The sequence below is a fragment of the Bacillus sp. lyk4-R2A-2 genome, from assembly GCF_030209735.1.
GTDB classification, from domain to species: domain Bacteria; phylum Bacillota; class Bacilli; order Bacillales; family Bacillaceae; genus Bacillus; species Bacillus pumilus.
Genome location: NZ_JARVRK010000005.1, coordinates 404,280 through 431,133, shown reverse-complemented (window position 1 = coordinate 431,133; position 26,854 = coordinate 404,280). Strand labels below are relative to the sequence as shown.

Genomic DNA, 26,854 nt, shown 5'->3' with positions numbered 1-26,854 from the left:
CATGTAAAAAGGAATAATAGCGAGCTATTATTCCTTTTGTTTCAATCTCATGTGTCAGCCGGCTCAGGACTGTTTTTCTTTTCTTTCAATACAGAATGGGCTTCCTTGACGATCTTTTCAAGCTCTGAAACCTGAAGTGCCGCATTCTCTTCTTGATCGGCATGAAGCACTAAATGGAGAAGGAACTCAATATTCCCGTCTCCGCCAGTAATAGGCGAAAATGATACATCCTTCACATCATAGCCTTCTTTTGCAGCAAATTCATTCATCTCTTCGAGTACACCAAGGTGGACCGATGGATCTCGCACGATGCCTTTTTTCCCAACAAGCTCTCTGCCTGCTTCAAATTGAGGCTTGACGAGTGCAATACAGTCTCCGCCCGGGACAAGAATGTGCTTTAAAGCCGGAAGGATGAGTTTAAGTGAAATAAAAGAGACATCAATTGACGCTACTTCTGGCAATCCTTCAGTAAAATCTGCTGGGACGGAATGACGGAAATTGGTGCGCTCCATGACGATTACCCTGTCATCCTGCCTTAATTTCCACGCAAGCTGATTGTAGCCAACATCTACAGCATATGATTTGACTGCTCCATTTTGAAGCGCACAATCTGTAAATCCACCTGTTGATGAACCAATATCAATTAGCAATTTCCCTTCAACGGTTAAGTCGAATTCTTTTAGCGCTTTTTCCAGCTTTAATCCGCCGCGGCTCACATATTTCAGAGGGTTCCCTTTCACAGTGAGCGGTGTATCACGAGCGATTTTCTCTCCTGGTTTATCCAAACGGTTTTCATTTGAGTAAACGATCCCTGCCATAATGGCACGCTTTGCTTTCTCTCTCGTTTCCATTAGTCCTTGTTCGACTAATAAAACGTCAAGTCGTTCTTTCTTTGATGTCATGATCCAATTCCTTTTCTTGGTGCTGCGGGAAGCAGGTCACGTAAAGTGTCAGCAACCTGTGCTTTCGTCAAACCAATTTCTTCAAGCAGGGCATCAACACTTCCATGCTCAATAAATTCATCTGGAATGCCCATACGTTCTACTTTTATATGAGATGCTTTCTTATCGTGTATATATTCTAAGACGCTGCTGCCAAATCCGCCTTGGAGCACAGCTTCTTCAATCGTTAAAATTGGAATATCTTCAGAAAGAATGTCATTTAACATCGCTTCATCAAGAGGCTTAATAAAACGAGCATTGACAACACGAACCGATTTCCCTTCTTTTTGAAGTTCTTCTGCAGCTTGGAGCGCCATTTTAATTGTCGTACCAAATGTTAAAATCACAGCATCCTTCCCTGGACGAAGAACCTCCCAGGACCCAATCGGAATGGTTTTCAGCTGTTCATCCATTTTGACACCTAGCCCATTACCGCGCGGGAAGCGCATAGCAATAGGACCGTCATCATACTGAATGGCTGTATTGACCATGTGCTGTCCTTCATTTTCATCTTTTGGCATCATGAGCACCATATTCGGCATATGACGCATAAAGGCAATATCAAACACACCTTGATGGGTTTCTCCATCTGCACCGACAAGTCCCGCACGGTCAATGCCAATAAATACATTAAGGTTCTGACGGCAAATATCGTGTAGCACTTGGTCATAGGCTCTTTGCAGGAACGTTGAATAAATCGCTAAAAATGGCTTCATGTCCTGCGTCGCAAGCCCGGCTGCCATTGTGGCTGCATGCTGCTCGGCAATTCCTACATCAAACATCCGCTCTGGAAATTCCTTCGCAAAGCCTTCAAGCTTTGAACCAACAGGCATCGCAGGCGTGATCGCAACAATCCGCTCATCTTCCCGCGCCAGCTTTCTGACCGTTTCACTAACGAGACCACTCCAAGACGGAGCTGCTGCTGCCGGTTTTACAAAATCACCTGTATCAATTTTGTATGGACCCGTACCGTGCCAAGTCCCGATTTTATCGGATTCTGCCGGCTGATAGCCTTTTCCTTTTTTCGTGATGACATGCAGAAGAACCGGACCTTTTGTTTTCTTTGCATATTCAAGATTTTCAAAAAGATCTTCATACGAATGTCCATCGACAGGACCTAAGTAGGTAAATCCCATTTCCTCAAAGAACATGCCAGATACAAGTAGATATTTGAGGCTGTCTTTGATACGCTCTGCTGTGGCAGCAAGCTTTCCACCTACAGCTGGAATGCGCTTGAATAAATATTCAAGCTCGTCCTTTACCCATTGATATTTGCCAGCTGTACGTAATCTGCCAAGCATTGTGTGAATCGCACCAACGTTTGGTGCAATACTCATTTCATTGTCATTTAATATGACAATCATATCTTTCTTTTCATCACCGATATGATTCAAAGCTTCTAGCGCCATACCTCCGGTTAGTGCACCGTCTCCGATAATCGGCAGGATATATTCATCTGTCCCTTTGATATCACGCGCTGCCGCCATACCCATCGCGCCAGATAACGAGGTTGAACTGTGACCCGTCTCCCACACATCATGCTCGCTTTCATTTCGTTTAGGAAAACCGCAAAGCCCTTTATATTGACGAAGTGTATCAAACTCCGCACCTCTTCCCGTTAACAGCTTATGAACGTACGACTGATGTCCAACATCCCAGAGGAATTTGTCTTTTGGGCTGTCAAATACTTTATGGAGCGCAACAGTCAGTTCAACGACTCCTAGGTTCGGACCGATATGCCCACCAGAGTTAGCTAAGGACTCAATTAAAAACATGCGAATGTCAGCGCTAAGCTCCTCTAATTCTGCATTTGACATTCCTTTTAGAAACGTTGGATTTTTTATTGATAAAAGATCCAATTAGGATCAACTCGCTTTCAACAAAATTTCTATATACATCTATAATGCCTCATTCCTTTGAAAACCAATAGGGAATAAGAGTTGTCTCATCATAATAAACTGTTTACAGTTTACCACAATTGCTCGAGGACCCTCAAATCTAGGCTGTTTTTAATGATCTCTTGAGGCAATTAGATCACATAAATCATGCAACAATTGCTGCTCTAATTGAAGATTTGAGACAATTTCTTTTGCACGTGTGATGTGCTCATGCAGCTTTTCTTTTGCTCCTGAAAGCGTTAATAAAGAAGGATATGTCGACTTTTCATTTGCTGTATCAGAGCCGACCCGTTTTCCGATTTTTTCTTCGCTTCCTTCGAGATCTAAAATATCATCACGGATTTGAAACGCAATGCCAATATGATAGCTGAATTCCCTTAGCTTTTCGATATCGTCATCTGATGCTCCTGCCAGCATTGCACCTGCTGCGACGCTGAACGTAAGGAGTTTTCCTGTTTTACGGGCGTGAATGGATTCTAGTTCAGCAAGCGATACTTGCTTTTGCTCTGCTTCCATGTCGTCAAATTGACCGCCAACCATTCCTAGAGCACCTGCTGACTTTACAAGCTCATCCACAATTCTGAGCTTTTTGTCAGCAGAGACGCTGCTAGACAGCTGAGATGTAATCAGGCGGAAGCTTTCTGTTAAAAGGGCATCACCTGCGAGAACCGCTGTTGCTTCTCCGTACACTTTATGATTTGTCGGTTTTCCTCTGCGAAGGTCATCGTCGTCCATGCAAGGAAGGTCGTCATGTATCAATGAATACGTATGAATCATCTCAACCGCACAGCCGACAGGTATACCGTCTTCTTCGTTTTTACCGTAGGCATTTAGAAGAGCAAGAACGAGAACAGGTCGAAGCCTTTTCCCGCCCGCTTTAAGAGAATAGAGCATAGAAGATTTCAGGTCTTCAGGAATCGTCAATTCCTGAACATATGTAAATAAATAATCTTCAATGGCCTGTTTTCGTGTTGTTAAAAATTCATTTAAATTACTTGTCACCAGCATCGGCCTCCTTCACTGAGAAGGGAGCTAGCTCACCGTCCTCTTTTAAAATGAAATCCATTTGCTTTTCAACATGCTGTAATTTTTCATGACAAAGCTTCGAAAGGGTCATCCCTTCTTGGAAATAATGAATGGCCTGCTCAAGTGGTACATCTCCTTCTTCGAGCTTTCCCACAATCTCCTCAAGACCTTTCATCGCCTCTTCAAATGTCATTTGTTCTTCTTTTTGTTTATTGGATTCTGTCATGTTGATTGCCCCTCCTTCTCAATAACCTCACAAATCAGACGTCCATCCTTCATCGTGATGGTCAGCTGATCCTGCGTCTCTACTTGGTTCACACTTTTTATTAGTTCATCTTCTTTATAGGCTAAGCTATAGCCTCTTTCCATCACTTGAAGTGGATTTAATGCATTTAGTTTACCAAGAACCGATTGGAACTGCGAATGAATTGTTTTCATTTGCACATTCATACTGCGAATGAGCTGTTCTGTTTCATTGGCGTGGCGTTTTTTCGCTTGAAGCAGTTGCTCTTTAGGGTGAAGCGGCTTCAGCCTGTATGTCTGGCGGTCTAGCTGACTGCGTTTTAGCTCAATTTGCCTCGATAGCTGTTTTTGAAAACGGTCAAATACCAAATCGAATTGCTGCTCTTTTTGCTCCTGTAATCGTTTTGGAAAACGGAAGGCATAAGAGGATTGCAGCGCCACAAGACGATCCTTCGCTTGTGAGGTTCGATTCTTTACCGCTCTTGTTAGCCGTATATCGATTGATTTGATTCGTTCAATTAAATCGGTCGTGCTTGGAACAGCAAGTTCGGCTGCTCCTGTTGGTGTGGGTGCTCTCATATCTGCAGTGAAATCACTGATCGTAAAGTCTGTTTCGTGTCCAACTGCAGATATGATTGGAATGTCTGATGCGAAGATGGCTCTTGCGACAGCTTCTTCATTAAAAGCCCAAAGCTCTTCAATCGAACCGCCTCCTCTTCCGACAATCAAGACATCACAGAGCTGTTTTTCATTCGCTTCCTTAATCCGCTCTACGATGGAACGGGTCGCATGCTCACCTTGAACGAGCGCCGGAAGCACAATGATTTTCGCCTGCTGATAGCGCCGATTAATGGTCGTAATGACATCTCGAACAGCCGCTCCTGTTGGAGACGTAATGACACCAACAACCTCTGGATATTCAGGGATTGGCTTTTTATAGCGCGCATCAAATAAGCCTTCACTTGCTAGCTTTTTCTTCAGCTCTTCATAAGCGAGATGAAGAGCACCAACACCATCAGGCTGCATTTCTTTTGCATATAATTGATAGTTGCCGCTTGGTTCATAGACTTGAATTCCGCCGCGTACAAACACCTTCATTCCACTCTTAGGTGAAAAAGGCAGCTTCGCCGCAGAGCGCTGAAACATGACAGCTTGCATGCGTGCGTTTTCGTCTTTTAAGGTGAAGTACACATGTCCTCTTGAATGAATCTTGACATTGGATAGCTCACCTTTGATCCAAATATCTTCTAAATGCGGATCAACATCAAATTTTCTTTTTATGTATTTTGTAAGGGCTGTGACCGTCACAAAGGCTTTTTCACTCATGACGTATTCCTCCTCTTCAAAAACGCACATTCATCCACCAGCAGCATGCAGGTGGATGAATGGATAAAGCTTATGCTAATGTACGTTTTGCTGATTTAACCGTATTATGTGCAAGCATCGTAATCGTCATTGGACCGACTCCGCCAGGGACTGGTGTGATATAAGAAGCTTTTTCTTTTGCCTCTTCAAAATCAACATCTCCAACAAGCTTTCCATTATCCAAACGATTGACTCCTACATCGATCACAATAGCGCCTTCTTTAATTTGGTCAGCTTTAATAAAGTTTGCTCGACCGACGGCAACAACTAAAATATCCGCTTTCAACGTATGTTCTGAAATATGCGCTGTTCTTGAATGGCAATAAGTAACCGTTGCGTTTTCGTTTAACAGTAATTGTCCTACTGGTTTGCCGACAATATTGCTGCGTCCGACAACAACGACTTCTTTTCCAGAAAGACTGACGCCCGTTTTATTTAGTAATTCAACAATGCCTGCTGGTGTGCATGGAAGGAATGTGTCTTCCCCAAGGAGCATTTTCCCGATATTCAATGGATGGAAACCATCAACATCTTTTTCAGGTGAAATACGTTCAATCACGGCTTTTTCAGAAATATGTTTTGGCAGTGGAAGCTGAACAAGAATCCCGTGGAATTGATCGTTCGCATTGTACTGATCAATCAACTGAAGCAATGCTTCTTCTGTTAAAGAAGCATCTAAATGATCTAGCTGGAAATGCATCCCCATTGCTTCTGCTGCTTTTTTCTTCCCGCGTACGTAAGAAAGTGAAGCCGGATCATCACCGATTAGAATAACGGCAAGACCAGGTGTGACACCTTTTTGTTTTAGCTCTTCTACTTCTTTTGCTAATTGCTCACGCTTTTCTTTTGCTGTTTCTTTCCCATCGATGATTGTTGCTGTCATGTCGAATCCTCCTATTGCTGCTTTAGGTCGTTTTTAATGTTTGAAAGTACTCCATTTACAAATTTCGATGCTTTATCGTCACCGAATAATTTGGCCAGTTCAATCGCTTCATTCATTGAGACACTAACCGGGATATCTTCTTGATACACCATCTCGTACACAGACAGCCTTAAAATGGCTCTGTCTACGTTTGCAATACGATCGAGTTTCCAATTCACTAGATGCTGTGAAATCATGTCATCGAGCTTGTCCTTTTGTTCAAGCACACCGAAAACCAGCTCCTCGAAAAAAGGATCTGATTCTTGTTCATCCAGCGCATGTGTAATGGCCTCTTTCGGATCAATATTGCTCACATCAATTTGAAATAATGTTTGTAGCGCCTTTTCTCTTGCAGTTCTTCTTTTCATTATTTACTCCTTTAACCACTTTATCCGCTTGTCGTTAAGCCATACAGAGATCATAACATATTTTGACCGTGGTCGCACCAAGATCCATGCGAGCTGTGACGAAAAACGAATCAATCAACGTGTGAGATCATTATTATTCGGAAATGACCCAAAAATGGGCTTTAAAAAACCAAAGAGGCAATGCCTCCTTGGTTTCACTTGAACTCTTTTTTTACATTTCTTGATCTACTTCAGCCTCAGATGCTTTAGTATCAAATTGAATACCAACGACATGAATATTGATTTCATTAATCGTTAAAGCAGTCATGTTCAAAAGAGTTTGACGGATATTTTCTTGTACAGCAGTGGATACCTTTGGAATGGATAGGCCAAATTCAACCACACAATATACATCGATTGTGATGCCTTCATCAGAGACATCTACTTTCACACCTTTACGGTGATTTTTCTTACCAAAGCGTTCTGCTACATCAGCAGCGAAATTGCCGCGCATTTCGGCAATGCCTTCGACTTCTGAAGCGGCGATCCCAGCGATGACCTCAATCACTTCTGGTGCAATTTGCACTTTTCCCAATTGATCTTCATCAAGGTTCATTTCAAGCAAATTGTTTTCTGACACGATCATTCACCTCCGAAAGCTGTGATTATTTCATGATTTGGTATGTTTCTAAAAACTTCGTATTAAAATTACCACTCACAAATGTTTCATGCTCAAGCAATCTTAGATGGAATGGGATCGTTGTGTAGACTCCTTCAATGACGAATTCTTGAAGCGAGCGTTTCATTCTCGCAATTGCTTCTTCTCTCGTCTTACCATATGTGATCACCTTTGCAATCATACTATCGTAATATGGCGGAATCACATAGCCCGGATAAGCGGCAGAATCAACACGTACTCCTAGACCGCCTGGCGGAAGATACATTTTAATTTCACCAGCTGAAGGCATGAAGTTTTTCTCTGGGTTCTCTGCATTAATACGGCATTCGATTGCCCATCCTTCATATACGACATCCTCTTGTGTAAGAGAAAGCTTCTCACCTGATGCGACTTTAATTTGTTCTTTGATCAAGTCAACACCTGTGACCATTTCTGTTACAGGATGCTCTACTTGAATACGGGTATTCATTTCCATGAAGTAGAACTTCTCTTCATTATAATCATAAATGAATTCGACTGTTCCAGCACCAGTGTATTCAACAGCTTCTGCAGCTTTTACGGCTGCTTCACCCATTTGCTCACGGATGTCTGCATTCAGCGCTGGTGATGGCGTTTCTTCAAGAAGCTTTTGCATTCTTCTTTGAATCGAGCAATCACGCTCTCCTAAATGAATGGTATGGCCATGCTGATCTGCAAGCACTTGGATTTCCACGTGTCTAAAGTCTTCAATGAACTTTTCTAAATAGACGCCAGGGTTACCAAAGTTTTGCGCTGCTTCCTGCTGCGTGATGGTGACACCGTTAATAAGCTCTTCTTCGGTACGAGCTACACGGATTCCTTTACCACCGCCGCCGGCAGTTGCTTTTATAATCACAGGATACCCAATACTTGCTGCTGTTGAAACAGCATCATCAAGATCTTTTACAATTCCTTGAGAACCAGGAACAATCGGAACGCCAGCATCTTTCATTGTTTCCCTTGCGACATCTTTCGTTCCCATTTTGGAAATCGCTGATGCAGTTGGCCCAACAAAGATGACATTGCATTCCTCGCAAAGCTCTGCGAAGTCTGCATTTTCAGCAAGGAAGCCGTATCCTGGATGGATGGCATCTGTACCTGTTAATTTGGCTACACTAACAATATTCGTGACATTTAAATAACTATCTTTTGAAGCAGTCGGTCCGATGCAATATGCTTCATCAGCCATTTGAACATGAAGCGCATCGCGATCCGCTTCAGAAAATACCGCAACTGTTTCAATTCCAAGCTCTTTACAAGCGCGGATAATTCTAACTGCGATTTCTCCTCTGTTTGCAATTAATAGCTTTTTAATCATGATCGTACTCCTTACTCTGCTTTCACTAGAAAGAGGGGTTGTCCGAATTCTACAAGCTGACCGTTCTCAGCTAATACTTCGACGATTTCACCTTTTACTTCTGCTTCGATTTCATTAAACAGTTTCATCGCTTCTACGATGCACACAACTGTGTTTTCCTTCACCTTAGAACCTGATGTCACATATGGATCTGCTTCTGGTGAAGATGAAGCATAAAATGTGCCAACCATTGGGGATGTGATTTTATGCAGATTTTCAGACGCAGCTGCCTCTTGTGCAGGGGCTTCGGTCTGAGCTGGAGCTTGTGCTTTAGGAGCTTGTTGAGCTGGAGCTGCTTGGACAGGAGCCACTGGTGCCGCTACTTGCTGAACGACTTCTTTATTTTTCTTCAGTTTGATTTTTGCACCTTCGTTTTCGTACGTAAATTCATCAATTGTTGATTCGTCAATTAATTTAATCAGTTCATGAATTTCTTCAATTTTTAACATGGATTTGCACCCCTATGTATGGATTTATCTTTTTCTTTATAGGCTAGTACTAAAAGTACATACTATAACCATCTTACAGGAGGATTTCATTGAATTCAACTACTATTGTGGCGAAGCGCTTTGCGAGAGCACCTTGGAGAGGGCGCCAAACCGCATCAAAAAACGCCCTTTACGGCAAAGGGCGCCTGTTCATTTTTTATTCATTGGAGGGCTCAAAAGTAACCGCTACGTTATCAAGACCTCTCATTTCTTTTGTGACCATATCAATAATATCGGCCGCTTGGGACTTTGATTTTTTGTCAGAACGAACTGTGATGCTCACTTTATCTCCCTCTGCACTCACTAGCGCATCTTTATAACCTTTTGTTTTAATTAAGGTTTCGAGCTGACGCTCCGTTCCTTCTGCCTCACTAAGCGCTGTCATTTGGTCATACGCTTCGCTTTTTTCTTGTGCTGTTGCATCATCACTGGATACGATTTCGTTGAACTCTTCACGCTGTTTGCTTCGTTTATCTTCAAGCTCTAATCTGTATGTTGTAAAAAGCTCATCGTCTGTTTGCTCTGACACAGCCTTTCCTTCTTCACCGCTTGTTTCGATATCCTCTTGTTTACCATTTGTTTCTTTGTCAGTGGACTTCTCATCAGCGCCTTTTTCCGTTCCTTTGTCCATCCCTTTTTCTGGTTCAGTCTTTTTCTCTTCCGTTCCTTTTGATTTCATCTCTTCTACTGTCACTGCATTTTCACCTTGTGGAGACATGATATAGTACACACTTAAGACGACAACTAAACTTAGCATCGTTAATAGCCAAACCGTTTGTTTTTTTAACATCATTCCGAATCCTCCTTGATTTTTTTAGGGGCAACAGCCACTCTATGGCTCGGTACATCAAGCACTCGTGTAACCGCTTCAATGATGGTTTTCTTTATTTGAACGTTGTCTACTCCTTGAGCAACAACGAGAACACCTCGAATATCTGGTTTTTTCGTTTGCACCACGACTGGCGTTTCTTCATTGCCATTTTTGATGATGACGATTTCTTCTTCTTTTGTTTGATCGGTGACACTTCGCACGCCGCCTTCTTTATCTGTTTCTTCGGTCGTTGTGCTTTTATTGGATTTGTTTTTTTCAAACACTTTTAAAGAAGTGGCGTCTACATTGACCACAATCGATACATCCTCAACGCCAATAATGGTCTCTAAAATTTCTTTCAGCTGATTTTCGTATTCTTGCTCCACATCTTCAATCGAATTTTTTGATTTACTTGACGATGCCGGCTTGAATACCTCCTGCTCTTGTGAGGTTGTTTTTTTAGAAGTAGGAACAGCAGCTTGTTCTTTGCTTGATGACGGTGACAAGATCTGACTGACTAACATGAAAGATACGCCGATGATGAATACAAGCAGCAAGTAATGGTGCTTCGTTAATTTTGGTTTCCCTTCACCTTTTTCAGGCGGCTGCAAGAATGATTTCAGCTTTTGTTTCCAGTCCTTGTTATTCATGATCTGCTGCGTCACCTCCCTCAATGTTCAGCGCAATGTGCTCAGGACTCGTATTCCAAACATCAGCAAGCGTCTCTTTCACCCTCTTGATCTCTTTGCTAGAAGATCCAGCGCTTTCCTCCTTTTGCCTGGAGAGATCAATGTCCACCTTTGCCACCGTTTCTACAGCATCACCTGTGAGCGGGGAAAGAACTGCTTTGATGCGAAATTGATCCGCCTCCATATTCTGATCCAGGTGCTCTTCATCTGCCAGCACTTCTACGTGTTTCATTTCATAGCTCTCCTTCTCCAGTGGCTCCTTTGCGCTTTTTTCTAGTTGGACAGCCATTTGCTTTAAAATATATGCACGCTGAGAGGCTTGTATTTCTTTTTTTTCTAAATTCATCTGATTTTTTATTTCTTCTGACTGTGCTTCTTCCTTCCCCTTCATCAATTCTGAGAAAATTTGGTCAGGGTCTGCCCGAAATAAAGCAAAAATCGGATTGAGCATCACCACAATCAACAGGAGGCTGACGACCATTTTGGCATATCTTTGCATGCTTGAATTGGGAAGCAGAAGATCAATGACAATCGCAAATAAGATAAAGAGAATAATACTTGTGATCCATTCCGTGAGAAAACTCAAAAGGTGTCCCCTCCTTACTTCATCATCATGGTCAGGTTGCCAGCAGTGATAATGACGGTAATGCTTAAAAAGAACATGAGCGACACGACAGCAAGTGCAGCAAAGATATAAAGCACACTTTTTGAAATGACATCAAGGCAGCTGATAATCGGTCCGCCTCCTAATGGCTGAAGAATGGCTGCGGCAAGCTTATATATAAGGGCTAGCGAGAGCACTTTGATCGCAGGGAAAGCGGCAATTGAAATGAGAATAGCAACGCCAACAAGTCCGACCGTATTTTTAAGTAATACAGAGGCACTGATGACGGTATCCGTCGCATCTGTAAACATTCTGCCAAGGACGGGGATGAAATTTCCGGTAATAAATTTGGCTGTACGAAGTGCGATACCATCCGTAACCGCAGCAGATGCACCTTGCACAGAAATGACGCCAAGAAAGACAGTTAAAAAAACGGCTAACCCGCCTATCGCCACATTTCTTAACAGCTGGGCAAGCTGGGTAACCTTGTATTGTTCAGTCAGCGTACTGACAATGCTCAATATCGCTGATAAAAAAATAAGCGGAAGAACGACATATTGAATAAAAACGCCGCTCGTATTCATTAAAAATAAAATAACAGGATGAAAGAATCCGGCTGAGACAAGCCCGCCTGATGAAGCAATCAGTGCTAATAACAGAGGAATAAGAGCAAGAATAAAACTGGTCATCGTTTGAATCGCTTCTGTTGCATAAGAAATCGCCACATGAAAGCTGTTGAGTGCAATAATGATCAGCACCATATAAACAAGTGCGTATGCGACTTTACTGACAGTGCTTTGTTCAAATGCATTCTGCAAAAGCTGTAAAAGCGAACAAAAGATGGTGAGTAAAATCAGTGTACCAAGGAGCTTTCCGTTTGCGATGACCTCGTGAAAAAGATAATGAACAAAGGCTTTCAGCCATGTCTGGGGAGACAGCTCTTTATCGCCATCAATCATTTCCTTCACTGTTCCTTTTTGGCTTTCTGGCAGAAAGCCGCCATACTCGTCCAATATGGTTTCCCAAAAGTCACTAATGGAATGAAGCTCAAGTGCATCAGCCTGTCCAGTTGCCACTTCTTCTGCTGCTGGTGCTTCATTTGATAACGGCTCTTTTTCTTCTGCACCTGCGTGCGGAGCGAACAGCCAGAAGAAAAGCATCAGTCCCATAACAGCTGTCACCCGTTTCATTGTCATCACCTCTTTTCAATTAAGTCATGGACGGGATCATACCTAAGATGGTCTCAATGATGACTGTTAAAATGGGGACTGCCATGACCAAGATGAGAATTTTGCCGCCAAGCTCTATTTTTGATGCAATGGCGCCTTGTCCAGCATCTTTTGTCAGCTGGGCGCCGAATTCCGCAATATAGGCAATGCCGATAATTTTTAAAATGGTTTCAACATACTTCATATTGACGCCGGCACTTGCCGCAATTTTTTCTATCATCGAGATAATGGCATAGATTTGATCTATTAAATAAAGAAAGATCACACACCCTGTAAATACAACAAGCATAAAGGCGAAGGTTGGCTTTTGTTCTTTGACGATTAATGCTAAAAAAGTAGCGATTAAACCAAGTCCAACAATTTGTATGATGTCGATTTGTAAGCCCTCCCCTATCCTTGAAATAGAAATACGGCTTTAATCTTTTTAAACAAATCATCTACAATGGTTGCCACCATAAACAAAATGTAGATAAACCCAAGCAGCGTGACCCACTGAGCGTACTCCTTTTTCCCCATTTGATCTAAAATCGTATGGAGGAATGCCACAACGATGCCTACTCCCGCAATTTGAAAAATGACGTTTACATCAACGCCCATGCTCTCGACTCCCTTCCTCTCACATCAATAAAAGAATCAGTAGTAATCCGCTTAAAAATCCGAGGCTTCTGACCATTTTTTCATTTTTGGCTTGGGCGATTTCAGCTTCCTTCTCCTCCGATTCCAAATGACCTAAAGCAAGCTTGATATATTTTTGCTGAGACGTGACATCATGCTGGCCAAGTGTTTCTCCAAAGTGCTTCAGTGCCTCATATTCGCCTTTTTTTAAGACGGTTTTTTTCCAAACATCCTCAAGACTCTCATTCCATGCATGCCGTGCGGAAAAGGTTCCGACTTTCAGCTTTTCTGCAAATTGTTCAAATAACCGATTCACAGGAGGACCTACTTGCGACGCAATTTGCTCTGCTGCACGCGCTAGCGGTGTTTGACCATACATAATTTCAGCTTCAAGAGACTGGAGCGCAAACCGGAGCTGCCGAATTTGTTTCGGCCGGTCGCTATATCGTTTGGCAAACTCGAACCCTCCCCAAGTCGTAGCCGCGACAATCAAGATAGCGCCAATGAGCTTTAACATACGTCCACTCCCCGCCTCCATTTCATCTCTTGTGCGCCTTGGTCATATATCCGCCCGATCGTGCCGGGACCGTCCTTGCGATTTAATTCAACATAACGTTCAAACACTCGAAGCTCCCATAACGGCTTCAATGATGGACGTTTATACACATTTTCAAGTGAATAGCCATGAACGGAAACGATAATGGTGACCCCAGCATGAATCGCTTCTAAAAGTGCCTGCACATCCTCGCTTTTTCCGATTTCATCGACGATCATGACCTCTGGACTCATAGACCGAATCATCATCATCAAGCCCTCAGCCTTTGGACATGCATCGAGCACGTCAACCCGGTGTCCAAACTGGTGCTGCGGCACCCCTCTTATACACCCAGCGATTTCTGAACGCTCGTCTATAATGCCTGTTTTTTTAGGAGGAATTGCTTTTGTGCCTGTACTAGCCAGTCTTGCTATATCCCGCAACAATGTCGTTTTCCCTGTTTGCGGTGGACCGATGATCAGTGTATTGCACCAGTGCTCGTCATATAAATAGGGAAGAAAGGGAAGCGCAATCCCGACTTTTTCTTTTGCGATGCGGATATTAAATGAAGAGATATCTCTTAATCCTTTGACAATGCCGTTTTCAACGATTACCTTTCCTGCAAGTCCCACCCGGTGTCCGCCTGAAATGGTGATGTAGCCTTGCTTTAGCTCCTCTTCAAGTGTGTACATACTATAATTGCTCAGCCTGCCTAATAGCTGAGACGCATCTTCTCCTGTTGTGTGATAAGAAAGAAAGCGCGGTTTTCCTCTTTGCATTAATTCAATAGGACGATCCGTGCGAATGCGGATTTCTTCTATTTGATCCCATTCTGCTTCTTTTAGCAGTCTAAGTTCTTGTCCAATCGAGTGCGGGAGAATATCCAACAAACTCCGCAACGAATTCCCCTCCTTTTTTTCTTCTCTAAAATGTATGATGGGAGACGTTAATTATGCCAAGCCGTTTTACTTATAGATCCCAACAAGAATAAATACGACACCAATGAAAATAAAGACGAGCTTGGCATAGGATAACTGCCCTGCGATTTGATAGATTCCAATCGTCATCGTGATAATAAAAATGAGCGGCCCAATGATCGCCAATATACTATTGATGACAACCGCTTTTCGAACGTCATTTGTGACTAAAATGAGGATGGCGGCCGTCAGTTCAATCGCTGCCGATAAAAACCTCATGCCTGCCATCGCAGCGACTGATGGATGTAGACCTGGGAGAAATTGTTTCATATAGAACCTCCAGCTTTTTTTACACTATATGCTTGTCTAGCTGGAAGTAGTCTTGTTTTTCAGGAAGGAAAAGAGATGAATGAGAGAATTGAGAGAAGGCCTGCCTTTTGGGGAGTCTTACATGTTTTACAATAAAAAAAGACTGTAAACACGAGGTTTACAGTCTTTCTTCATTTATTACGCTCTTGACACGTATGAACCGTCTGATGTATTAATGACTAGTTTATCTCCTTGGTTCACAAAGAAAGGAACGTTGACGATTAAACCAGTTTCTGTTTTTGCAGGTTTTGATCCGCCTGATGTTGTGTCGCCTTTAATACCAGGCTCTGTTTCTACTACTTCTAGTTCTACCGTGTTTGGAAGTTCTACTCCAAGTGTTTCAGCACCGTACATCACAATATGAACCGACATATTTTCTAGCAAATATTTCAGCTCATCTTTAATTTGTGTTTCACTTAGTTCAAGCTGCTCATAAGAACTTGTATCCATGAAGACATGCTGGTCGCCATTTGCATACAAGTATTGCATTGTTTTTGTTTCGATTTGAGCTTTCGCTACTTTTTCGCCTGCACGGAATGTTTTTTCTTGAATAGCACCAGTACGCAGGTTACGCAGTTTCGAACGAACAAACGCTGCGCCTTTCCCTGGCTTTACGTGTTGGAAATCCACTACACGCCAAATACCGCCGTCCACTTCAATTGTCAGGCCTGTACGAAAATCGTTTACTGAAATCATTTTGTCATCCTCCTACATTTCACCATCATAATATGATAAGTTCTTTCGGTGAGTGGGTCAATCGTTTATTGCCGTCAGCTGTCAGGACAATATCATCCTCAATTCTCACGCCGCCGACATCCGGTAAGTAAATTCCCGGCTCAACTGTCACGACCATTCCTTTTTCTAAGACGACCTCTGATCGTGAGGAAAGGCCTGGCGCTTCATGCACTTCCATCCCTAGCCCGTGGCCAGTTGAATGCCCGAAGTATTGACCATAGCCATACTTTTCAATGATGTCACGTGTGATGCGATCAGCTTCTTTTCCTGTTAAGCCAGGCTTGATTCTATCCACACCAGCGTTTTCTGCTTCTAATACGATATGATAAATTTCCTTTAGCTTATCGCTCGGTGTGCCAACAGCGATCGTTCTTGTCATATCAGAGCAATATCCTTTATAGTAAGCACCGAAATCGAGTGTGACTAAATCACCAGATTCAATCACCTTTTCACTCGCTCTTCCGTGCGGCAGGCTTGAACGAACACCTGAGGCGACAATCATATCGAATGAAGATCCTTCAGCGCCTTCTTTTCTCATGAAAAATTCAAGCTCGTTCATGACAGCAATTTCCGTCAAGCCCGGCTTGATGTAAGTGAGAATATGATCAAAGGCGTGATCTGCAATCTTCGCAGCTTCCTCTAATATCTTAATCTCTTCACTAGACTTAATCAAGCGCAACTTTTCAACTGATTCTGAGACCGGAACAAGCTCAATATCACCTGCTTTACCTGCATACTGCTGGTAAGTGGCAAATGTCATATGGTTTTGTTCAAACCCAAGGCGTTTGATCCCAAATTCCTTTGCCGTTTGAGCTGCGGTTTCTACGATGTTTCCTTTATGTTCAATAATGTCGAAGCCTTTTACTTGGTCCTTCGCTTGCTCTGTATAACGGAAATCCGTGATAAAAGCTGCCCGGTCCTTTGAAACAACGGCGAGACCGGCTGAGCCAGTAAAGCTGGTCATGTACTGTAAATTAAAGCTGCTCGTAATGACTAGACCATCGATCTCTAATTCAGATAAAAGTGTTCTTAACTTTTCGAGTTTCATGATACTGCTCCCCCTTCACTCACTAAATAACGAATCGCCAATCTATACCCTTCTAAACCAAGACCAACGATTTGCCCTTGGCATACTGGAGCAAGTACAGAATGATGGCGGAATTCCTCTCTCTTATGAACGTTTGAGATATGTACTTCAACGACGGATAAAGAAATACTTGCAATGGCATCTCTCAGGGCATAGCTGTAGTGTGTAAAAGCCCCCGGGTTAAACACGACTCCATCGTACTGGTCTTCTGCTTCGTGGAGCGCATCAATCAAATCTCCTTCGTGATTTGATTGAAAGAACGTTAACTGGATATTGGCTCTTTCTGCAAACTGGAACAAATCTGTCTCTAAATCTGTCAGCGTCTTACTTCCGTAAACAGCCGGCTCTCTTTTGCCAAGCCTATTTAAATTGGGCCCATTCAGTACAAGAAAATGAGGCATACAACCACTCCTTCACCCTAATTCAATCTATATCGAGATCTGTTTCTTTTTCCTTAGAAACCTTTCGTTTCCAAAAATATTTTATCATATGAATAGGTGATTTACACTTTATTCTGTCTTTTTCCCGAGTGCCCTCGCAAGCTTTTGACTCGTTAATTCATTATATTCAAACGAAATACTGTATCCGACAAACATGCCGTATAAAATATATAGGCAAAATGTTGTGACGATGGTGCTTTGCTGCAAATCCTGGACTTGCTTTACATCTGGGAAAATGGGATTAAATACGTAAAAAACGAGCAGCCATAAAAGCGCGCCATATATCAGCCCCATCCAATAGCCTTTGATCCGTTTCAAAAGCCCATAATAAATAAAGGCTGCTCCGATCGATAAAACCCCTAAAAGTACAATACTGATAAAAGTACCAAGTCCGCCCTTTTTCCACTCTCCGAGCACAAAAGGCTGAAGGAGCATATTGGGACTCACCTCTGAGAAATGAAACATATGGGTCAGAAACCCGATAAAGCCCCAAAAAACACCGCCAACAAAGCCTGTCGCAGCTGCTCTTGCCAACAGCGATGACGTTTGTACAGCCTGATTGTTTTCTTCTTGGTTTTTCCTTTCATCACGTTTCATTTGTGAACACCTCCAGCAAGTAGTATGTCCAAAATGTCATAAAAAAAAGGATTTCCATCCGTGAGTGTAAAATTTTTATAACAGGGTATACTGGCTAAAAAGAGGTAGATAGAATTCTAGTAGATAATCGACCTGTGCGCTAGTGATTTCCCCTCATTTCCTGTACAATAAAGGTATAAGGAAATGCATGTAAATTACAGGAAACAGGCAGGTTGATGAAATATGTCCAATCAAACAAAACCTCCAGCATATGGAGGGCAGGCAGTTGTCGAAGGTGTCATGTTCGGAGGTAAAAAGAACTATGTGACAGCGATTCGGCGTAAGGATCAGTCCATTGAGTTTTTAAAGCTTCCCCGGACCTCCAATAAACGAACCGCCTTTCTCAAGAAAATCCCCTTTGTCAGGGGTGTTGCTGCACTTGTTGAAGCAAGCGCAAATGGCAGTAAGCACTTGAACTTCTCCAGCGAGCGCTATGACTTAGATCCTTCAGAAGATCATACTCTTGAAAAAGAACAAAAAAGCTCGAAATTATCTATGATTTTCGGCATTGCTGTGATCGGAGTTCTCTCTCTTCTCTTTAGTAAATTTGTCTTTACCCTAGTACCTGTCTTTTTAGCTGAACTTGTGCGGCCTGTCTTTTCAGGGAATTTCGCACAAATCGCAGTGGAAACATTCTTTAAACTGGTCCTGTTATTAGGCTATATTTACTTTATTTCCATGACCCCTTTAATTAAAAGGGTATTTCAATATCATGGCGCAGAACATAAAGTCATAAACTGCTATGAACAGAATCTTGACATCACAGTGGAAAATGTCCAAAAACAATCACGACTTCATTATCGATGCGGTAGCAGCTTTATTTTATTCACTGTCATTGTCGGAATGTTCGTCTATTTACTCGTACCGACAGATCCTTTATGGGTGAGAGTTCTGAATCGCTTGGCGCTCATTCCGGTTGTTCTCGGCATTTCATTTGAAGTGCTTCAGCTTACGAACAAACTCCGAGAAGTGCCTGTGCTGAAAGTGCTTGGCTATCCTGGCCTTTGGCTGCAATTGCTCACAACAAAAGAACCCTCTGACGATCAAGTCGAGGTAGCCATTGCAAGTTTTAATGAACTTCTTCGTTTAGAGGAAGCGTCTCTGAAACAAGCGTCAGATTCTGCTCATCAAGTGATCTAACTTATAAATCCGGTAAATTCCTTCGGAGGTGGACAGTTATGAATCGCCGAGTACATCCTGCTTTTACCATTATTTTCGCTTTAGGTGTTTTGGGATTTGTGTATTTACTCACAACGAATCCAGGCAGACTTTTTACAATGCTGCTATCAGTTGTGATCATTGGAGCGGTTATGTTTTTCCTATTTAGATGGCTGATGAATCGAAGAACTGGAACAGAAGGCAATCTTTATCGTAAAGCAGTCAAACAATCAAAACGTCGCTACCAGCAGCCTAAACCAAAAACGAAAAGCCAGATGAAAAATCGGGTCACTCATTTGCGAAGCGTGCCGACTGACCACAAGTCTAAGCCCGTCCTTCTCAAAAAGAAAAGCCAAACACAGTTAACTGTGATTGAAGGCAAGAAAAACAAAAAGAAGAATCGCGCTTTGTTTTAAAATGTCCAGCTTTTTAAAAATTGCTCGGCCTTCTGTCTGCCTAGATCGACGAGCGCCTTTTTCTTTTCTGTCATCAACTGAAAATCAGTGGCAATGACGTGTTCTACTGGAATAAAAATAACATGACGTTCGTGTTTTGTGGCAATGTGTCTTTCGTCATGAGCACCACGCATCGTTTCAAAAAGAGCGCCAAACAGTTCAAACGCATTGCGGATGGAGTGTTGAGGGCGTTCTTTTTCGTTTGGGGTTAATGTGACACCGACGAATGGTCTTTTTTTCTCTTCGGCAAACAACCAAATTGGAAAATTGCTAAGCACGCCTCCATCCACAATGGTACAAATGCCTTTTGATGACTTTAGTTTGACAGGCTCGAAAAAATACGGCAGACTGCAACTCATCCGGATTGCCCTTGCAACAGAAAAGCGCTCTGGATTTAAGCCGTATGAAGGAAGGTCGTCTGGCAGAACGAGGATTTTCCCATTTGTTAAATCAGAGGCAACAATTTTCAGCGAATCTTTTTTGAGATCCCCAAATACGGTGACCCCCTTTCGTTTCAACACATCTGTCAGCCATTTTTCCAGCCGGTCGCCTTTGTACAGACCGAGACGCCAGTAAATGGAGACCCACCTAAGCATTTTAAACGGAATGAATTGACATCTCCTATCAAGCAAGTGATGTTCATCCATTTCATCTAAAAGCTCCCGAATCTCCTGACTTGTAAAGCCTGCTGCGATGAGTGAAGCAATGATCGCTCCAGCACTTGTACCAGCAAGGCGGACAAATTGATATCCTCTTGCTTCAAGCGCTTCATAGGCACCCGCAAGTGCTGCCCCCTTAATGCCTCCACCTGAGAACACACCATCTATCTTCATCAAGGAGCCCCCTTTGATATCACGTTATTAATAGTGTAAGAGCATATGCTTTCAATTAGAACTTTAATCAAAAAGGACACCCTCTGCATGGGTGTCCTTTTTCTTAAGATTCTTGATTTGTTTGTTCGTTTTTCTTTTGAATCGCTTTCAGCTGAACAGATCGCTCGTCGTTTTCTTCAAAGAATTGAACGAGATCGCCGATGCGGTCAATGCTGTTCCAGCTGAGATGATGTTCAATGCCTTCTACATCATCATAAATTTTCTCTTCGTCTACACCAATGATTCTTAAAAATTGCTCTAGCAGTTCATGTCTGTATACGAGACGTTTTCCAATTTTTTTGCCTTTCGGGGTTAAAATTAGACCACGATACTTCTCATAAATGAGGTATTCATCTTTATCTAGCTTCTGAACCATTTTTGTTACAGAGGAGGGATGGACAGCGAGTGCTTCTGCAATATCAGAGACTCTGGCATATCCTTTTTCTTCTATCAGCATATATATTTGTTCAATGTAATCTTCCATACTAGGTGTAGTCATAAAACCCCTCCATAATGCACCTTTACTTAATAATCATAACAATTCTACACCATCGCCCTTTAAAAAACAAGGAGTGTCCTTTGCCCTAACGCTTGTAATTCCACTCGTCTGAGGCATATTTCGTTTTGGCAAGATGGTGGACAAATGCTAACTCTTCATCTGTCAGCTCATAAGGCACAAGCTCAATATTTAATCCTTTTTCAAATCCTCGTTTAAACGCCACACGCGCATCGTCTATTGTACAAGTTCGGTTTGAGATTTCATTGATGGCGACCGCTTTGTTTTTAAAGCTTCTCTGCATCCGCTCTCTCACACGGTCGTTAGGATAAAGAAATAAATCGAACAGTTTGTCCTCATCAAGGTCAATTAAGATGGAGCCGTGCTGGAGGATCACTCCTTTTTGTCTCGTTTGAGCACTGCCTGCTACCTTTCTGCCTTCTACGACAAGCTCGTACCAGGAAGGGGCATCAAAGCATACAGACGATCTTGGATTTTTTAAGCTTTCTTTTTCTTTATCTGTTCGAGGAATGGCAAAATACGCATCGAGTCCCAGTTCTTTAAAGCCCTCTAAAATGCCTTCTGAAATGACGCGGTACGCCTCTGTCACCGTCGCCGGCATTTCTGGATGTTCCTCTGACACAATCACGCTGTAGGTCAGCTCCTGATCATGAAGAACCCCACGCCCTCCAGTTGGTCTGCGGACAAACCCAAGGCCATAGCGCTCGACTGCTTCCATGTTAATTTCTTTTTCAACATGCTGAAAATACCCAACAGACAATGTCGCAGGATTCCATCCATAAAAGCGGATGACAGGCGGGATCAGCTTCTCACTATGCCAATAAAGCAAGGCTTCATCCATTGCCATGTTAAAGGCAGGGTCTTGATTTCCTGTATCAATGAAACACCATTTCTCTTTTTGCATATAAAAATCCCTTCTCTTTTACGTAGTCAATGTTAGATGATGGTCATGACCACCGATATTCTCTCTCCATCAGTCTATCAAATAGGGAACGAATTGAAAATAATTCTTACCATTTATGATGACAAGTTTCTTTTGCTTTACTATAATAGTATTTGTCTAAAACGTACCATCAGACAGGCCACTGTGCTGATGCTCAAGAAGGAGTCGAGTTGTATTGTCAATGTTCAACTATATCGTCCTCTCACTTTGTGGACTTTTCGTTCTTTATTCTGTCGGCAGCTACATTTATCAGCAGCGTATTATGAAAACGCTGACGGAAGAAGAATTTATTAAAGGTTACCGCAAAGCTCAACTCATTGATGTGAGAGAGCCAAATGAGTTTGATGGCGGACATATTTTAGGGGCAAGAAACATCCCCCTTTCCCAGCTAAAGCAGCGCAAAAATGAAATTCGTCCTGACAAGCCTGTTTATCTTTATTGCCAAAACAATTTGAGAAGCGGAAAAGCAGCGCAAACGTTACGTAAAAACGGCTGTCGTGAGATTTATAATTTAAAAGGCGGCTTTAAAAAATGGGGCGGCCGCATTAAAACGAAGAACTAACAAAAAAGACTCTGGGAGCATGATCCCCCTGAGTCTTTTTTCTTTATCTTTCAAAAACGAGAACTGGATTCCGGGCAGCCTTTGTTTCATCCATTCGTTTGACGACCGTTGTATGCGGCGCTTCCTGCACGACTTCTGGATTCTCTTCCGCTTCTTTTGCAATCTGAATCATCGCTTCGATGAAGGCATCAAGAGTTTCTTTTGATTCTGTTTCAGTTGGTTCAATCATGATACATTCCTCTACATTAAGCGGGAAGTAGATTGTTGGCGGATGATAGCCAAAATCAAGTAATCGTTTGGCAATATCCAGTGTGCGCACACCTAATTTTTTCTGACGTTTACCTGAAAGGACAAATTCATGCTTACAGTGACGGTCAAATGGCAAATCGAAATGAGTACTTAAGCGGCGCATCATATAGTTCGCATTTAACACGGCATTATCAGTGACAGCCTTTAAACCGTCTGGGCCCATAGAGCGAATATACGCATATGCTCTGACGTTAATGCCGAAGTTACCATAGAACGGCTTCACTCTGCCAATTGATTCTGGTCGATCATCATCGAAGTAAAAGCGGCCTTCTTTCTTCACAAGCACCGGCTTTGGCAAGTACGGAATCAAATCCTTTTTTACGCCTACAGGACCTGAACCAGGGCCTCCGCCTCCATGTGGACCTGTAAAGGTTTTATGAAGATTTAAGTGAACGACATCAAATCCCATATCCCCCGGTCTTGCTCTGCTCAAAACGGCATTCAAGTTCGCTCCATCATAATAAAGCTTGCCACCAGCTCCGTGAACGACTTCAGCCATTTCTAAAATATTTTCTTCGAATAGGCCGAGTGTATTCGGATTCGTCAGCATTAAAGCCGCAGTTTCTTCATTGACAACACGGCGCAGGTCCTCTAAATCAACAAGCCCATTCTCATCAGATGCGACGGTAATGGTTTCAAACCCAGCCACTGTCGCAGATGCTGGGTTCGTTCCATGAGCAGAATCCGGCACAATGACTTTTGTTCGTTTATGATCTCCTCTTGCTTCATGGTACGCACGGATCATCATGAGTCCTGTCCATTCCCCGTGTGCTCCTGCCGCAGGCTGTAATGTCACAGCGTCCATCCCCGTAATTTCTTCAAGATGATCACCTAGATCATACAGCAATTCTAATGCTCCCTGCACAGTGTCTGCCTCTTGTAGTGGATGGACTTGCGCGAAGCCTGCAAGGCGTGCAACCTTTTCATTAATCTTTGGATTATATTTCATTGTACAAGAGCCAAGAGGATAAAATCCGGAATCGACCCCGTGATTACGTCTTGATAATGCTGTATAATGACGCATAATATCAAGCTCAGATACTTCAGGAAGCTCAGCATCATCATGACGGATATACGTGTCATCAAATAAAGCTGGGATCTCCTGTTCAGGTACATCTAAATCAGGCAGGCTATAACCAATTCTTCCTTCTTTGGATAATTCAAAAATAAGCGGCTGATCTTGTTTATTCATGGCGATCCCCCAATTCCTTCATGAACGTATCAATTTCTTCTTTCGTTCTTAGCTCTGTCACGGCGACAAGCATGTGATGTTGAAGCTCTGGGAAGTCTCTCCCTAAGTCATAGCCGCCGATGATTCCTTTTTCAAGCAATCGTTTATTGGCTTCTTTCACAGGTTCTTGTAATTTGATTACAAATTCATTGAAATGGTCCCCTTCTACATCAGCAAGCAGTCCATATGCTTTTGCCTGCGTCTTCGCATAGTGGGCTTTTTGTACGTTTTGATACGCAATGTCTTTGATGCCTGTTTTTCCGAGTGCTGTCATGGCAACGGAAGCGGCTAATGCATTTAATGCCTGATTCGAACAAATATTAGACGTCGCTTTATCTCTTCGAATATGCTGCTCACGCGCTTGAAGGGTTAGTACAAACCCACGAACACCATTTTCGTCTTCTGTCTGCCCGACTAAACGACCTGGCACTTTTCGCATCAACTTTTTCGTCACAGCAAAATATCCGCAATGCGGCCCGCCAAACGCTGCTGGAATACCAAACGGCTGTGCATCACCAACGACAATGTCTGCTCCAAGTTTTCCTGGCGGCGTCAGTAACCCTAGTGCAAGTGGATTACTAGAGACAACGAACAGACTTTTCCCTTGATGGGCAATAGGTTCAATGTCTTTTAACGGTTCGACGACACCAAAAAAGTTTGGATATTGCACAAGAACTGCTGCTGTATCTTCGCAGACAGCCTTTTCTAATGCTGCTAGGTCCGTCTGCCCTTTTTTCGCAGGCACTTCAACAACTTCGATGTGCTGTCCTTTGGCATATGTTTTTAGCACGGCTCTTGCTTCAGGGTGAACCGTTTCAGAAACAACCACTTTTTTCTTTTTTGTATGCCCAGCAGCTAGCATTGCCGCTTCAGCTAATGCTGTCCCGCCATCATACATCGAGGAGTTAGCAAGATCCATACCCGTCAGCTCAGCAATCATTGTTTGAAATTCAAAAATGGCTTGTAGTTCACCTTGCGAAATCTCCGGCTGATAAGGTGTGTATGCTGTATAAAATTCAGAACGTGAGATGACATGATCCACAATGACAGGCTGGTAATGATCATATACACCGGCACCAAGAAACGATGCATAGGAGACCGTATCTTTATTCTTTGCAGCTAATCGGGATAATTCCCTTACAAGCTCTGTTTCAGATGCGGCTGCTTTAATGTTGTATGCTCCTTTAAATCTCACTTTTTCTGGGATATCTGAAAAAAGCTCATCAATCGACTGAACGCCGATGACATCCAGCATTTCTTTTTGATCTTGCTCGGTTTGCGGCAAATACCTATGCTTCATCCTCTATTCCCCCTCGTTATTTGGCTCTTTTATAAAATGGTGTTGCGACGATTTTCGCTTTTAGACGTTTTTTGCGAACTTGTACTTCTATCTCTGTTCCAAGCTGCGCCTGAGCAGATTCAATTAAAGCAAGCCCGACATTTTTCTTTAATGTTGGGGACTGTGTGCCCGTTGTGACTACCCCAATCTGCTTTTCTTCTGAAAAGACCGGATAGTCTGTGCGCGGAATCCCTTTATCTATCATTTCAATGCCGACAAGCTTTCGCTTCGGCCCTTCTTCTTTTTGCTTCTTGAGCGCTTCTTTGCCAATAAAATTGGCTTCTTTATCCGTTTTGACAGCAAAGCCAATCCCACCTTCTAATGGAGAGATATCCTTTGATAGCTCCTGCCCATAAAGCGGAAGTCTTGCTTCAAATCTCAAGGTGTCACGTGCACCGAGCCCGCACGGTATTAATCCTTTTGGTGCGCCTGCTTTTAATAAAGCCGACCAAATGTGGACCGCATCTTCTGACTGGCAATAGATTTCAAAGCCGTCTTCTCCTGTGTAGCCAGTTCTTGAAACAAGCACCTCTTTTTGAGCAACCTCAGCTCTTGATAAAAATGTAAATGGCTTGAGCGATGTCACTTCTTCATCCGCCACATCTTTCATGATGTCAGCGGCAAGAGGTCCTTGAAGGGCTAGCAAAGCGATTTGATCAGAGACATTTTGGATCAATACGTCGTTCTCACCTTGATGCTGAAGTAGCCATTCCACATCTTTTTCAATATTTGATGCATTAATGACAAGTAAATAATCGTTCTTTTCTTTTTGGTAGACGAGCAGATCATCCACTGTCCCGCCATCTTCATAGCACATGGCTGTATATAGTGCCTTGCCGTCTGTCAGCTTAGACACATCATTGGTTAATAACCTTTGTAAAAAAGGAAGGGCATCTTGACCTTTGATTTCCACCTCACCCATGTGAGACACATCAAAAAGCCCTGCCTTTGTTCGAACAGCTTCGTGCTCTTCTTTAATGGAAGAAAATTGGACAGGTAATTCCCAGCCCCCGAAGTCAATGGTTTTTGCGCCAAACGTTTCATACGCATGAAAAAGCGGTGTTCGTTTCAACATCAATCGTTTCCCCCTTTTTTCTTTCAGTGCAGATCACAAGCTGAATTTTCAGAAAAAAATCACAGCAAAAAAGGACAGAGCGCTCCCTTTTATCAAAAAGAAGTCTCTGTCCTTGCACCTGAAAGTTTACAGCACAACATCATTGTGCGTTTTCCCCTTTGGTGGTTTGCTAAAAAAACGATGAGCAAACACTCTCCAGAGTTGCGTCCGGTAAGAGTACTTTTGCCTGAGAGATTCACTGAAACGATTCAGCTTGCTCCTTCGGCGCCTGCCAGTGCTAAATAACCGCCAAGTCTCTCCCCATACCATCATCCGCTCATATTCTTCACATTTATTGGACATACTATCAAAATGGGTGACTTATTTGCTAGATCACTTACCAACATCCTACCATTAGAAACGGATGAAGAGCAACAGAAAAATCATTAACATTTTTTAAACA

General features: G+C 42.8%; 32 protein-coding genes and 2 riboswitches. Of the genes, 3 read left to right on the top strand and 29 right to left on the bottom strand.

What is annotated here, in order from left to right:
• Positions 1–47: 47 nt before the first annotated feature.
• The 23 genes from QRN39_RS09085 to QRN39_RS08975 all read right to left on the bottom strand — a co-directional run bounded on the left by QRN39_RS09085 (position 48) and on the right by QRN39_RS08975 (position 17,912).
• On the bottom strand, positions 48–902 hold the full coding sequence (locus QRN39_RS09085; protein ID WP_284906994.1) for a TlyA family RNA methyltransferase: 855 nt from the start codon (positions 900–902) through the stop codon (positions 48–50).
• Positions 899–2,800, bottom strand: coding sequence for a 1-deoxy-D-xylulose-5-phosphate synthase (dxs, locus tag QRN39_RS09080; protein WP_137054988.1), 1,902 nt, complete (start codon positions 2,798–2,800; stop codon positions 899–901). The genes QRN39_RS09085 and dxs overlap by 4 nt, the downstream gene beginning before the upstream one ends.
• Positions 2,801–2,950: 150 nt before the next feature.
• The gene (locus QRN39_RS09075; protein WP_373861340.1) at positions 2,951–3,847 is read right to left on the bottom strand and encodes a polyprenyl synthetase family protein; all 897 of its coding nucleotides are present in this window, start codon (positions 3,845–3,847) and stop codon (positions 2,951–2,953) included.
• Positions 3,831–4,091: an exodeoxyribonuclease VII small subunit gene (locus tag QRN39_RS09070; protein WP_003215880.1), complete on the bottom strand. Its 261-nt coding sequence runs from the start codon at positions 4,089–4,091 to the stop codon at positions 3,831–3,833. Before QRN39_RS09070 ends, QRN39_RS09075 begins: the two co-directional genes overlap by 17 nt.
• Positions 4,088–5,434, bottom strand: a complete 1,347-nt coding sequence (xseA, locus tag QRN39_RS09065) for an exodeoxyribonuclease VII large subunit (RefSeq protein WP_003215822.1) — start codon at positions 5,432–5,434, stop codon at positions 4,088–4,090. Before xseA ends, QRN39_RS09070 begins: the two co-directional genes overlap by 4 nt.
• A 70-nt stretch (positions 5,435–5,504) precedes the next feature.
• A complete protein-coding gene (folD, locus tag QRN39_RS09060) occupies positions 5,505–6,356 on the bottom strand; it encodes a bifunctional methylenetetrahydrofolate dehydrogenase/methenyltetrahydrofolate cyclohydrolase FolD (RefSeq protein ID WP_284906990.1) in 852 nt (283 codons plus the stop codon).
• 11 nt (positions 6,357–6,367) lie between these two features.
• Positions 6,368–6,763 carry a transcription antitermination factor NusB gene (gene nusB / locus QRN39_RS09055; protein WP_003216031.1) on the bottom strand — a complete coding sequence of 132 codons (396 nt, stop codon included), beginning with the start codon at positions 6,761–6,763 and terminating at the stop codon, positions 6,368–6,370.
• A 211-nt stretch (positions 6,764–6,974) separates the two neighbouring features.
• Entirely contained in the window at positions 6,975–7,382 is a 408-nt protein-coding gene (locus QRN39_RS09050; RefSeq protein WP_034620383.1) for an Asp23/Gls24 family envelope stress response protein, read from the bottom strand.
• A 25-nt stretch (positions 7,383–7,407) separates the two neighbouring features.
• Positions 7,408–8,757, bottom strand: a complete 1,350-nt coding sequence (accC, locus tag QRN39_RS09045) for an acetyl-CoA carboxylase biotin carboxylase subunit (RefSeq protein WP_106039244.1) — start codon at positions 8,755–8,757, stop codon at positions 7,408–7,410.
• 11 nt (positions 8,758–8,768) lie between these two features.
• Positions 8,769–9,245 (bottom strand): acetyl-CoA carboxylase biotin carboxyl carrier protein, encoded by a 477-nt coding sequence (gene accB, locus QRN39_RS09040; protein ID WP_003215926.1) that lies wholly within the window; start codon positions 9,243–9,245, stop codon positions 8,769–8,771.
• Positions 9,246–9,441: 196 nt separating this feature from the next.
• Entirely contained in the window at positions 9,442–10,074 is a 633-nt protein-coding gene (locus QRN39_RS09035) for a SpoIIIAH-like family protein (RefSeq protein ID WP_003216063.1), read from the bottom strand.
• Positions 10,074–10,745 carry a stage III sporulation protein AG gene (gene spoIIIAG, locus QRN39_RS09030; protein ID WP_212045924.1) on the bottom strand — a complete coding sequence of 224 codons (672 nt, stop codon included), beginning with the start codon at positions 10,743–10,745 and terminating at the stop codon, positions 10,074–10,076. The genes QRN39_RS09035 and spoIIIAG overlap by 1 nt, the downstream gene beginning before the upstream one ends.
• Positions 10,738–11,370, bottom strand: coding sequence for a stage III sporulation protein AF (gene spoIIIAF, locus QRN39_RS09025; RefSeq protein WP_003215732.1), 633 nt, complete (start codon positions 11,368–11,370; stop codon positions 10,738–10,740). The genes spoIIIAG and spoIIIAF overlap by 8 nt, the downstream gene beginning before the upstream one ends.
• Positions 11,371–11,384: 14 nt before the next feature.
• Positions 11,385–12,578: a stage III sporulation protein AE gene (gene spoIIIAE / locus QRN39_RS09020; RefSeq protein ID WP_003215689.1), complete on the bottom strand. Its 1,194-nt coding sequence runs from the start codon at positions 12,576–12,578 to the stop codon at positions 11,385–11,387.
• A gap of 19 nt (positions 12,579–12,597) precedes the next feature.
• The gene (gene spoIIIAD, locus QRN39_RS09015; RefSeq protein WP_095117840.1) at positions 12,598–13,011 is read right to left on the bottom strand and encodes a stage III sporulation protein AD; all 414 of its coding nucleotides are present in this window, start codon (positions 13,009–13,011) and stop codon (positions 12,598–12,600) included.
• The gene (gene spoIIIAC / locus QRN39_RS09010) at positions 13,008–13,214 is read right to left on the bottom strand and encodes a stage III sporulation protein AC (RefSeq protein ID WP_003153142.1); all 207 of its coding nucleotides are present in this window, start codon (positions 13,212–13,214) and stop codon (positions 13,008–13,010) included. Before spoIIIAC ends, spoIIIAD begins: the two co-directional genes overlap by 4 nt.
• Before the next feature lie 19 nt (positions 13,215–13,233).
• Positions 13,234–13,749 (bottom strand): stage III sporulation protein SpoIIIAB, encoded by a 516-nt coding sequence (gene spoIIIAB / locus QRN39_RS09005; protein ID WP_034661265.1) that lies wholly within the window; start codon positions 13,747–13,749, stop codon positions 13,234–13,236.
• Positions 13,743–14,666: a stage III sporulation protein AA gene (gene spoIIIAA, locus QRN39_RS09000; RefSeq protein ID WP_226803662.1), complete on the bottom strand. Its 924-nt coding sequence runs from the start codon at positions 14,664–14,666 to the stop codon at positions 13,743–13,745. The genes spoIIIAB and spoIIIAA overlap by 7 nt, the downstream gene beginning before the upstream one ends.
• A gap of 66 nt (positions 14,667–14,732) precedes the next feature.
• On the bottom strand, positions 14,733–15,014 hold the full coding sequence (locus QRN39_RS08995) for a YqhV family protein (protein ID WP_050943774.1): 282 nt from the start codon (positions 15,012–15,014) through the stop codon (positions 14,733–14,735).
• A 177-nt stretch (positions 15,015–15,191) separates the two neighbouring features.
• Entirely contained in the window at positions 15,192–15,749 is a 558-nt protein-coding gene (efp, locus tag QRN39_RS08990) for an elongation factor P (RefSeq protein ID WP_003215497.1), read from the bottom strand.
• Between the two features lie 25 nt (positions 15,750–15,774).
• Complete coding sequence (locus QRN39_RS08985; RefSeq protein WP_170966016.1) at positions 15,775–16,839, bottom strand: M24 family metallopeptidase; 1,065 nt, start codon at positions 16,837–16,839, stop codon at positions 15,775–15,777.
• Positions 16,833–17,276 (bottom strand): type II 3-dehydroquinate dehydratase, encoded by a 444-nt coding sequence (gene aroQ / locus QRN39_RS08980; protein ID WP_284906914.1) that lies wholly within the window; start codon positions 17,274–17,276, stop codon positions 16,833–16,835. The genes QRN39_RS08985 and aroQ overlap by 7 nt, the downstream gene beginning before the upstream one ends.
• Before the next feature lie 108 nt (positions 17,277–17,384).
• On the bottom strand, positions 17,385–17,912 hold the full coding sequence (locus QRN39_RS08975; RefSeq protein ID WP_284906912.1) for a YqhR family membrane protein: 528 nt from the start codon (positions 17,910–17,912) through the stop codon (positions 17,385–17,387).
• A 222-nt stretch (positions 17,913–18,134) separates the two neighbouring features.
• On the opposite strand from QRN39_RS08975, the gene QRN39_RS08970 reads away from it, so the two are divergent.
• Together QRN39_RS08970 and QRN39_RS08965 are read left to right on the top strand one after the other, a co-directional pair.
• Positions 18,135–19,091, top strand: coding sequence for a DUF1385 domain-containing protein (locus QRN39_RS08970; protein WP_012010545.1), 957 nt, complete (start codon positions 18,135–18,137; stop codon positions 19,089–19,091).
• A 38-nt stretch (positions 19,092–19,129) separates the two neighbouring features.
• On the top strand, positions 19,130–19,525 hold the full coding sequence (locus tag QRN39_RS08965) for an SA1362 family protein (protein WP_003215754.1): 396 nt from the start codon (positions 19,130–19,132) through the stop codon (positions 19,523–19,525).
• On the opposite strand, the gene QRN39_RS08960 is transcribed toward QRN39_RS08965, so the two are convergent.
• The 3 genes from QRN39_RS08960 to QRN39_RS08950 all read right to left on the bottom strand — a co-directional run bounded on the left by QRN39_RS08960 (position 19,522) and on the right by QRN39_RS08950 (position 21,857).
• Positions 19,522–20,397 (bottom strand): patatin-like phospholipase family protein, encoded by an 876-nt coding sequence (locus QRN39_RS08960; RefSeq protein WP_003215585.1) that lies wholly within the window; start codon positions 20,395–20,397, stop codon positions 19,522–19,524. The two genes, QRN39_RS08965 and QRN39_RS08960, sit on opposite strands and share 4 nt — an antisense overlap.
• Positions 20,398–20,500: 103 nt before the next feature.
• A complete protein-coding gene (gene mntR, locus QRN39_RS08955; RefSeq protein WP_003215946.1) occupies positions 20,501–20,935 on the bottom strand; it encodes a transcriptional regulator MntR in 435 nt (144 codons plus the stop codon).
• Between the two features lie 85 nt (positions 20,936–21,020).
• Positions 21,021–21,857 carry a lipoate--protein ligase family protein gene (locus QRN39_RS08950; RefSeq protein ID WP_050943772.1) on the bottom strand — a complete coding sequence of 279 codons (837 nt, stop codon included), beginning with the start codon at positions 21,855–21,857 and terminating at the stop codon, positions 21,021–21,023.
• 220 nt (positions 21,858–22,077) lie between these two features.
• On the opposite strand from QRN39_RS08950, the gene QRN39_RS08945 reads away from it, so the two are divergent.
• Entirely contained in the window at positions 22,078–22,458 is a 381-nt protein-coding gene (locus QRN39_RS08945; RefSeq protein WP_034620482.1) for a rhodanese-like domain-containing protein, read from the top strand.
• Between the two features lie 43 nt (positions 22,459–22,501).
• Here QRN39_RS08945 and gcvPB read toward each other — a convergent pair whose 3' ends face one another.
• Genes gcvPB through gcvT form a run of 3 tightly spaced genes read right to left on the bottom strand, consistent with a single transcriptional unit; the run spans position 22,502 to position 26,412 of the window.
• Positions 22,502–23,959: an aminomethyl-transferring glycine dehydrogenase subunit GcvPB gene (gene gcvPB, locus QRN39_RS08940; protein WP_003216118.1), complete on the bottom strand. Its 1,458-nt coding sequence runs from the start codon at positions 23,957–23,959 to the stop codon at positions 22,502–22,504.
• Positions 23,952–25,298 (bottom strand): aminomethyl-transferring glycine dehydrogenase subunit GcvPA, encoded by a 1,347-nt coding sequence (gene gcvPA / locus QRN39_RS08935; protein WP_050943770.1) that lies wholly within the window; start codon positions 25,296–25,298, stop codon positions 23,952–23,954. Before gcvPA ends, gcvPB begins: the two co-directional genes overlap by 8 nt.
• A gap of 16 nt (positions 25,299–25,314) precedes the next feature.
• On the bottom strand, positions 25,315–26,412 hold the full coding sequence (gene gcvT / locus QRN39_RS08930; protein ID WP_284906909.1) for a glycine cleavage system aminomethyltransferase GcvT: 1,098 nt from the start codon (positions 26,410–26,412) through the stop codon (positions 25,315–25,317).
• Positions 26,413–26,516: 104 nt separating this feature from the next.
• A riboswitch (glycine riboswitch) is annotated at positions 26,517–26,613 on the bottom strand.
• 3 nt (positions 26,614–26,616) lie between these two features.
• Positions 26,617–26,724, bottom strand: a riboswitch (glycine riboswitch).
• Positions 26,725–26,854: the final 130 nt, after the last annotated feature.

Coding starts and splice junctions, on each gene's coding strand:
- QRN39_RS09085 (WP_284906994.1), bottom strand. CDS start 902: ATGACATCAAAGAAAGAACGACTTGACGTTTTATTAGTCGAACAAGGA.
- QRN39_RS09075 (WP_373861340.1), bottom strand. CDS start 3,847: ATGCTGGTGACAAGTAATTTAAATGAATTTTTAACAACACGAAAACAG.
- QRN39_RS09070 (WP_003215880.1), bottom strand. CDS start 4,091: ATGACAGAATCCAATAAACAAAAAGAAGAACAAATGACATTTGAAGAG.
- xseA (WP_003215822.1), bottom strand. CDS start 5,434: ATGAGTGAAAAAGCCTTTGTGACGGTCACAGCCCTTACAAAATACATA.
- folD (WP_284906990.1), bottom strand. CDS start 6,356: ATGACAGCAACAATCATCGATGGGAAAGAAACAGCAAAAGAAAAGCGT.
- nusB (WP_003216031.1), bottom strand. CDS start 6,763: ATGAAAAGAAGAACTGCAAGAGAAAAGGCGCTACAAACATTATTTCAA.
- accC (WP_106039244.1), bottom strand. CDS start 8,757: ATGATTAAAAAGCTATTAATTGCAAACAGAGGAGAAATCGCAGTTAGA.
- accB (WP_003215926.1), bottom strand. CDS start 9,245: ATGTTAAAAATTGAAGAAATTCATGAACTGATTAAATTAATTGACGAA.
- QRN39_RS09035 (WP_003216063.1), bottom strand. CDS start 10,074: ATGTTAAAAAAACAAACGGTTTGGCTATTAACGATGCTAAGTTTAGTT.
- spoIIIAG (WP_212045924.1), bottom strand. CDS start 10,745: ATGAATAACAAGGACTGGAAACAAAAGCTGAAATCATTCTTGCAGCCG.
- spoIIIAE (WP_003215689.1), bottom strand. CDS start 12,578: ATGAAACGGGTGACAGCTGTTATGGGACTGATGCTTTTCTTCTGGCTG.
- spoIIIAC (WP_003153142.1), bottom strand. CDS start 13,214: ATGGGCGTTGATGTAAACGTCATTTTTCAAATTGCGGGAGTAGGCATC.
- spoIIIAB (WP_034661265.1), bottom strand. CDS start 13,749: ATGTTAAAGCTCATTGGCGCTATCTTGATTGTCGCGGCTACGACTTGG.
- QRN39_RS08995 (WP_050943774.1), bottom strand. CDS start 15,014: ATGAAACAATTTCTCCCAGGTCTACATCCATCAGTCGCTGCGATGGCA.
- efp (WP_003215497.1), bottom strand. CDS start 15,749: ATGATTTCAGTAAACGATTTTCGTACAGGCCTGACAATTGAAGTGGAC.
- aroQ (WP_284906914.1), bottom strand. CDS start 17,276: ATGCCTCATTTTCTTGTACTGAATGGGCCCAATTTAAATAGGCTTGGC.
- QRN39_RS08975 (WP_284906912.1), bottom strand. CDS start 17,912: ATGAAACGTGATGAAAGGAAAAACCAAGAAGAAAACAATCAGGCTGTA.
- QRN39_RS08970 (WP_012010545.1), top strand. CDS start 18,135: ATGTCCAATCAAACAAAACCTCCAGCATATGGAGGGCAGGCAGTTGTC.
- QRN39_RS08965 (WP_003215754.1), top strand. CDS start 19,130: ATGAATCGCCGAGTACATCCTGCTTTTACCATTATTTTCGCTTTAGGT.
- QRN39_RS08960 (WP_003215585.1), bottom strand. CDS start 20,397: ATGAAGATAGATGGTGTGTTCTCAGGTGGAGGCATTAAGGGGGCAGCA.
- mntR (WP_003215946.1), bottom strand. CDS start 20,935: ATGACTACACCTAGTATGGAAGATTACATTGAACAAATATATATGCTG.
- QRN39_RS08950 (WP_050943772.1), bottom strand. CDS start 21,857: ATGCAAAAAGAGAAATGGTGTTTCATTGATACAGGAAATCAAGACCCT.
- QRN39_RS08945 (WP_034620482.1), top strand. CDS start 22,078: ATGTTCAACTATATCGTCCTCTCACTTTGTGGACTTTTCGTTCTTTAT.
- gcvPB (WP_003216118.1), bottom strand. CDS start 23,959: ATGAATAAACAAGATCAGCCGCTTATTTTTGAATTATCCAAAGAAGGA.
- gcvPA (WP_050943770.1), bottom strand. CDS start 25,298: ATGAAGCATAGGTATTTGCCGCAAACCGAGCAAGATCAAAAAGAAATG.
- gcvT (WP_284906909.1), bottom strand. CDS start 26,412: ATGTTGAAACGAACACCGCTTTTTCATGCGTATGAAACGTTTGGCGCA.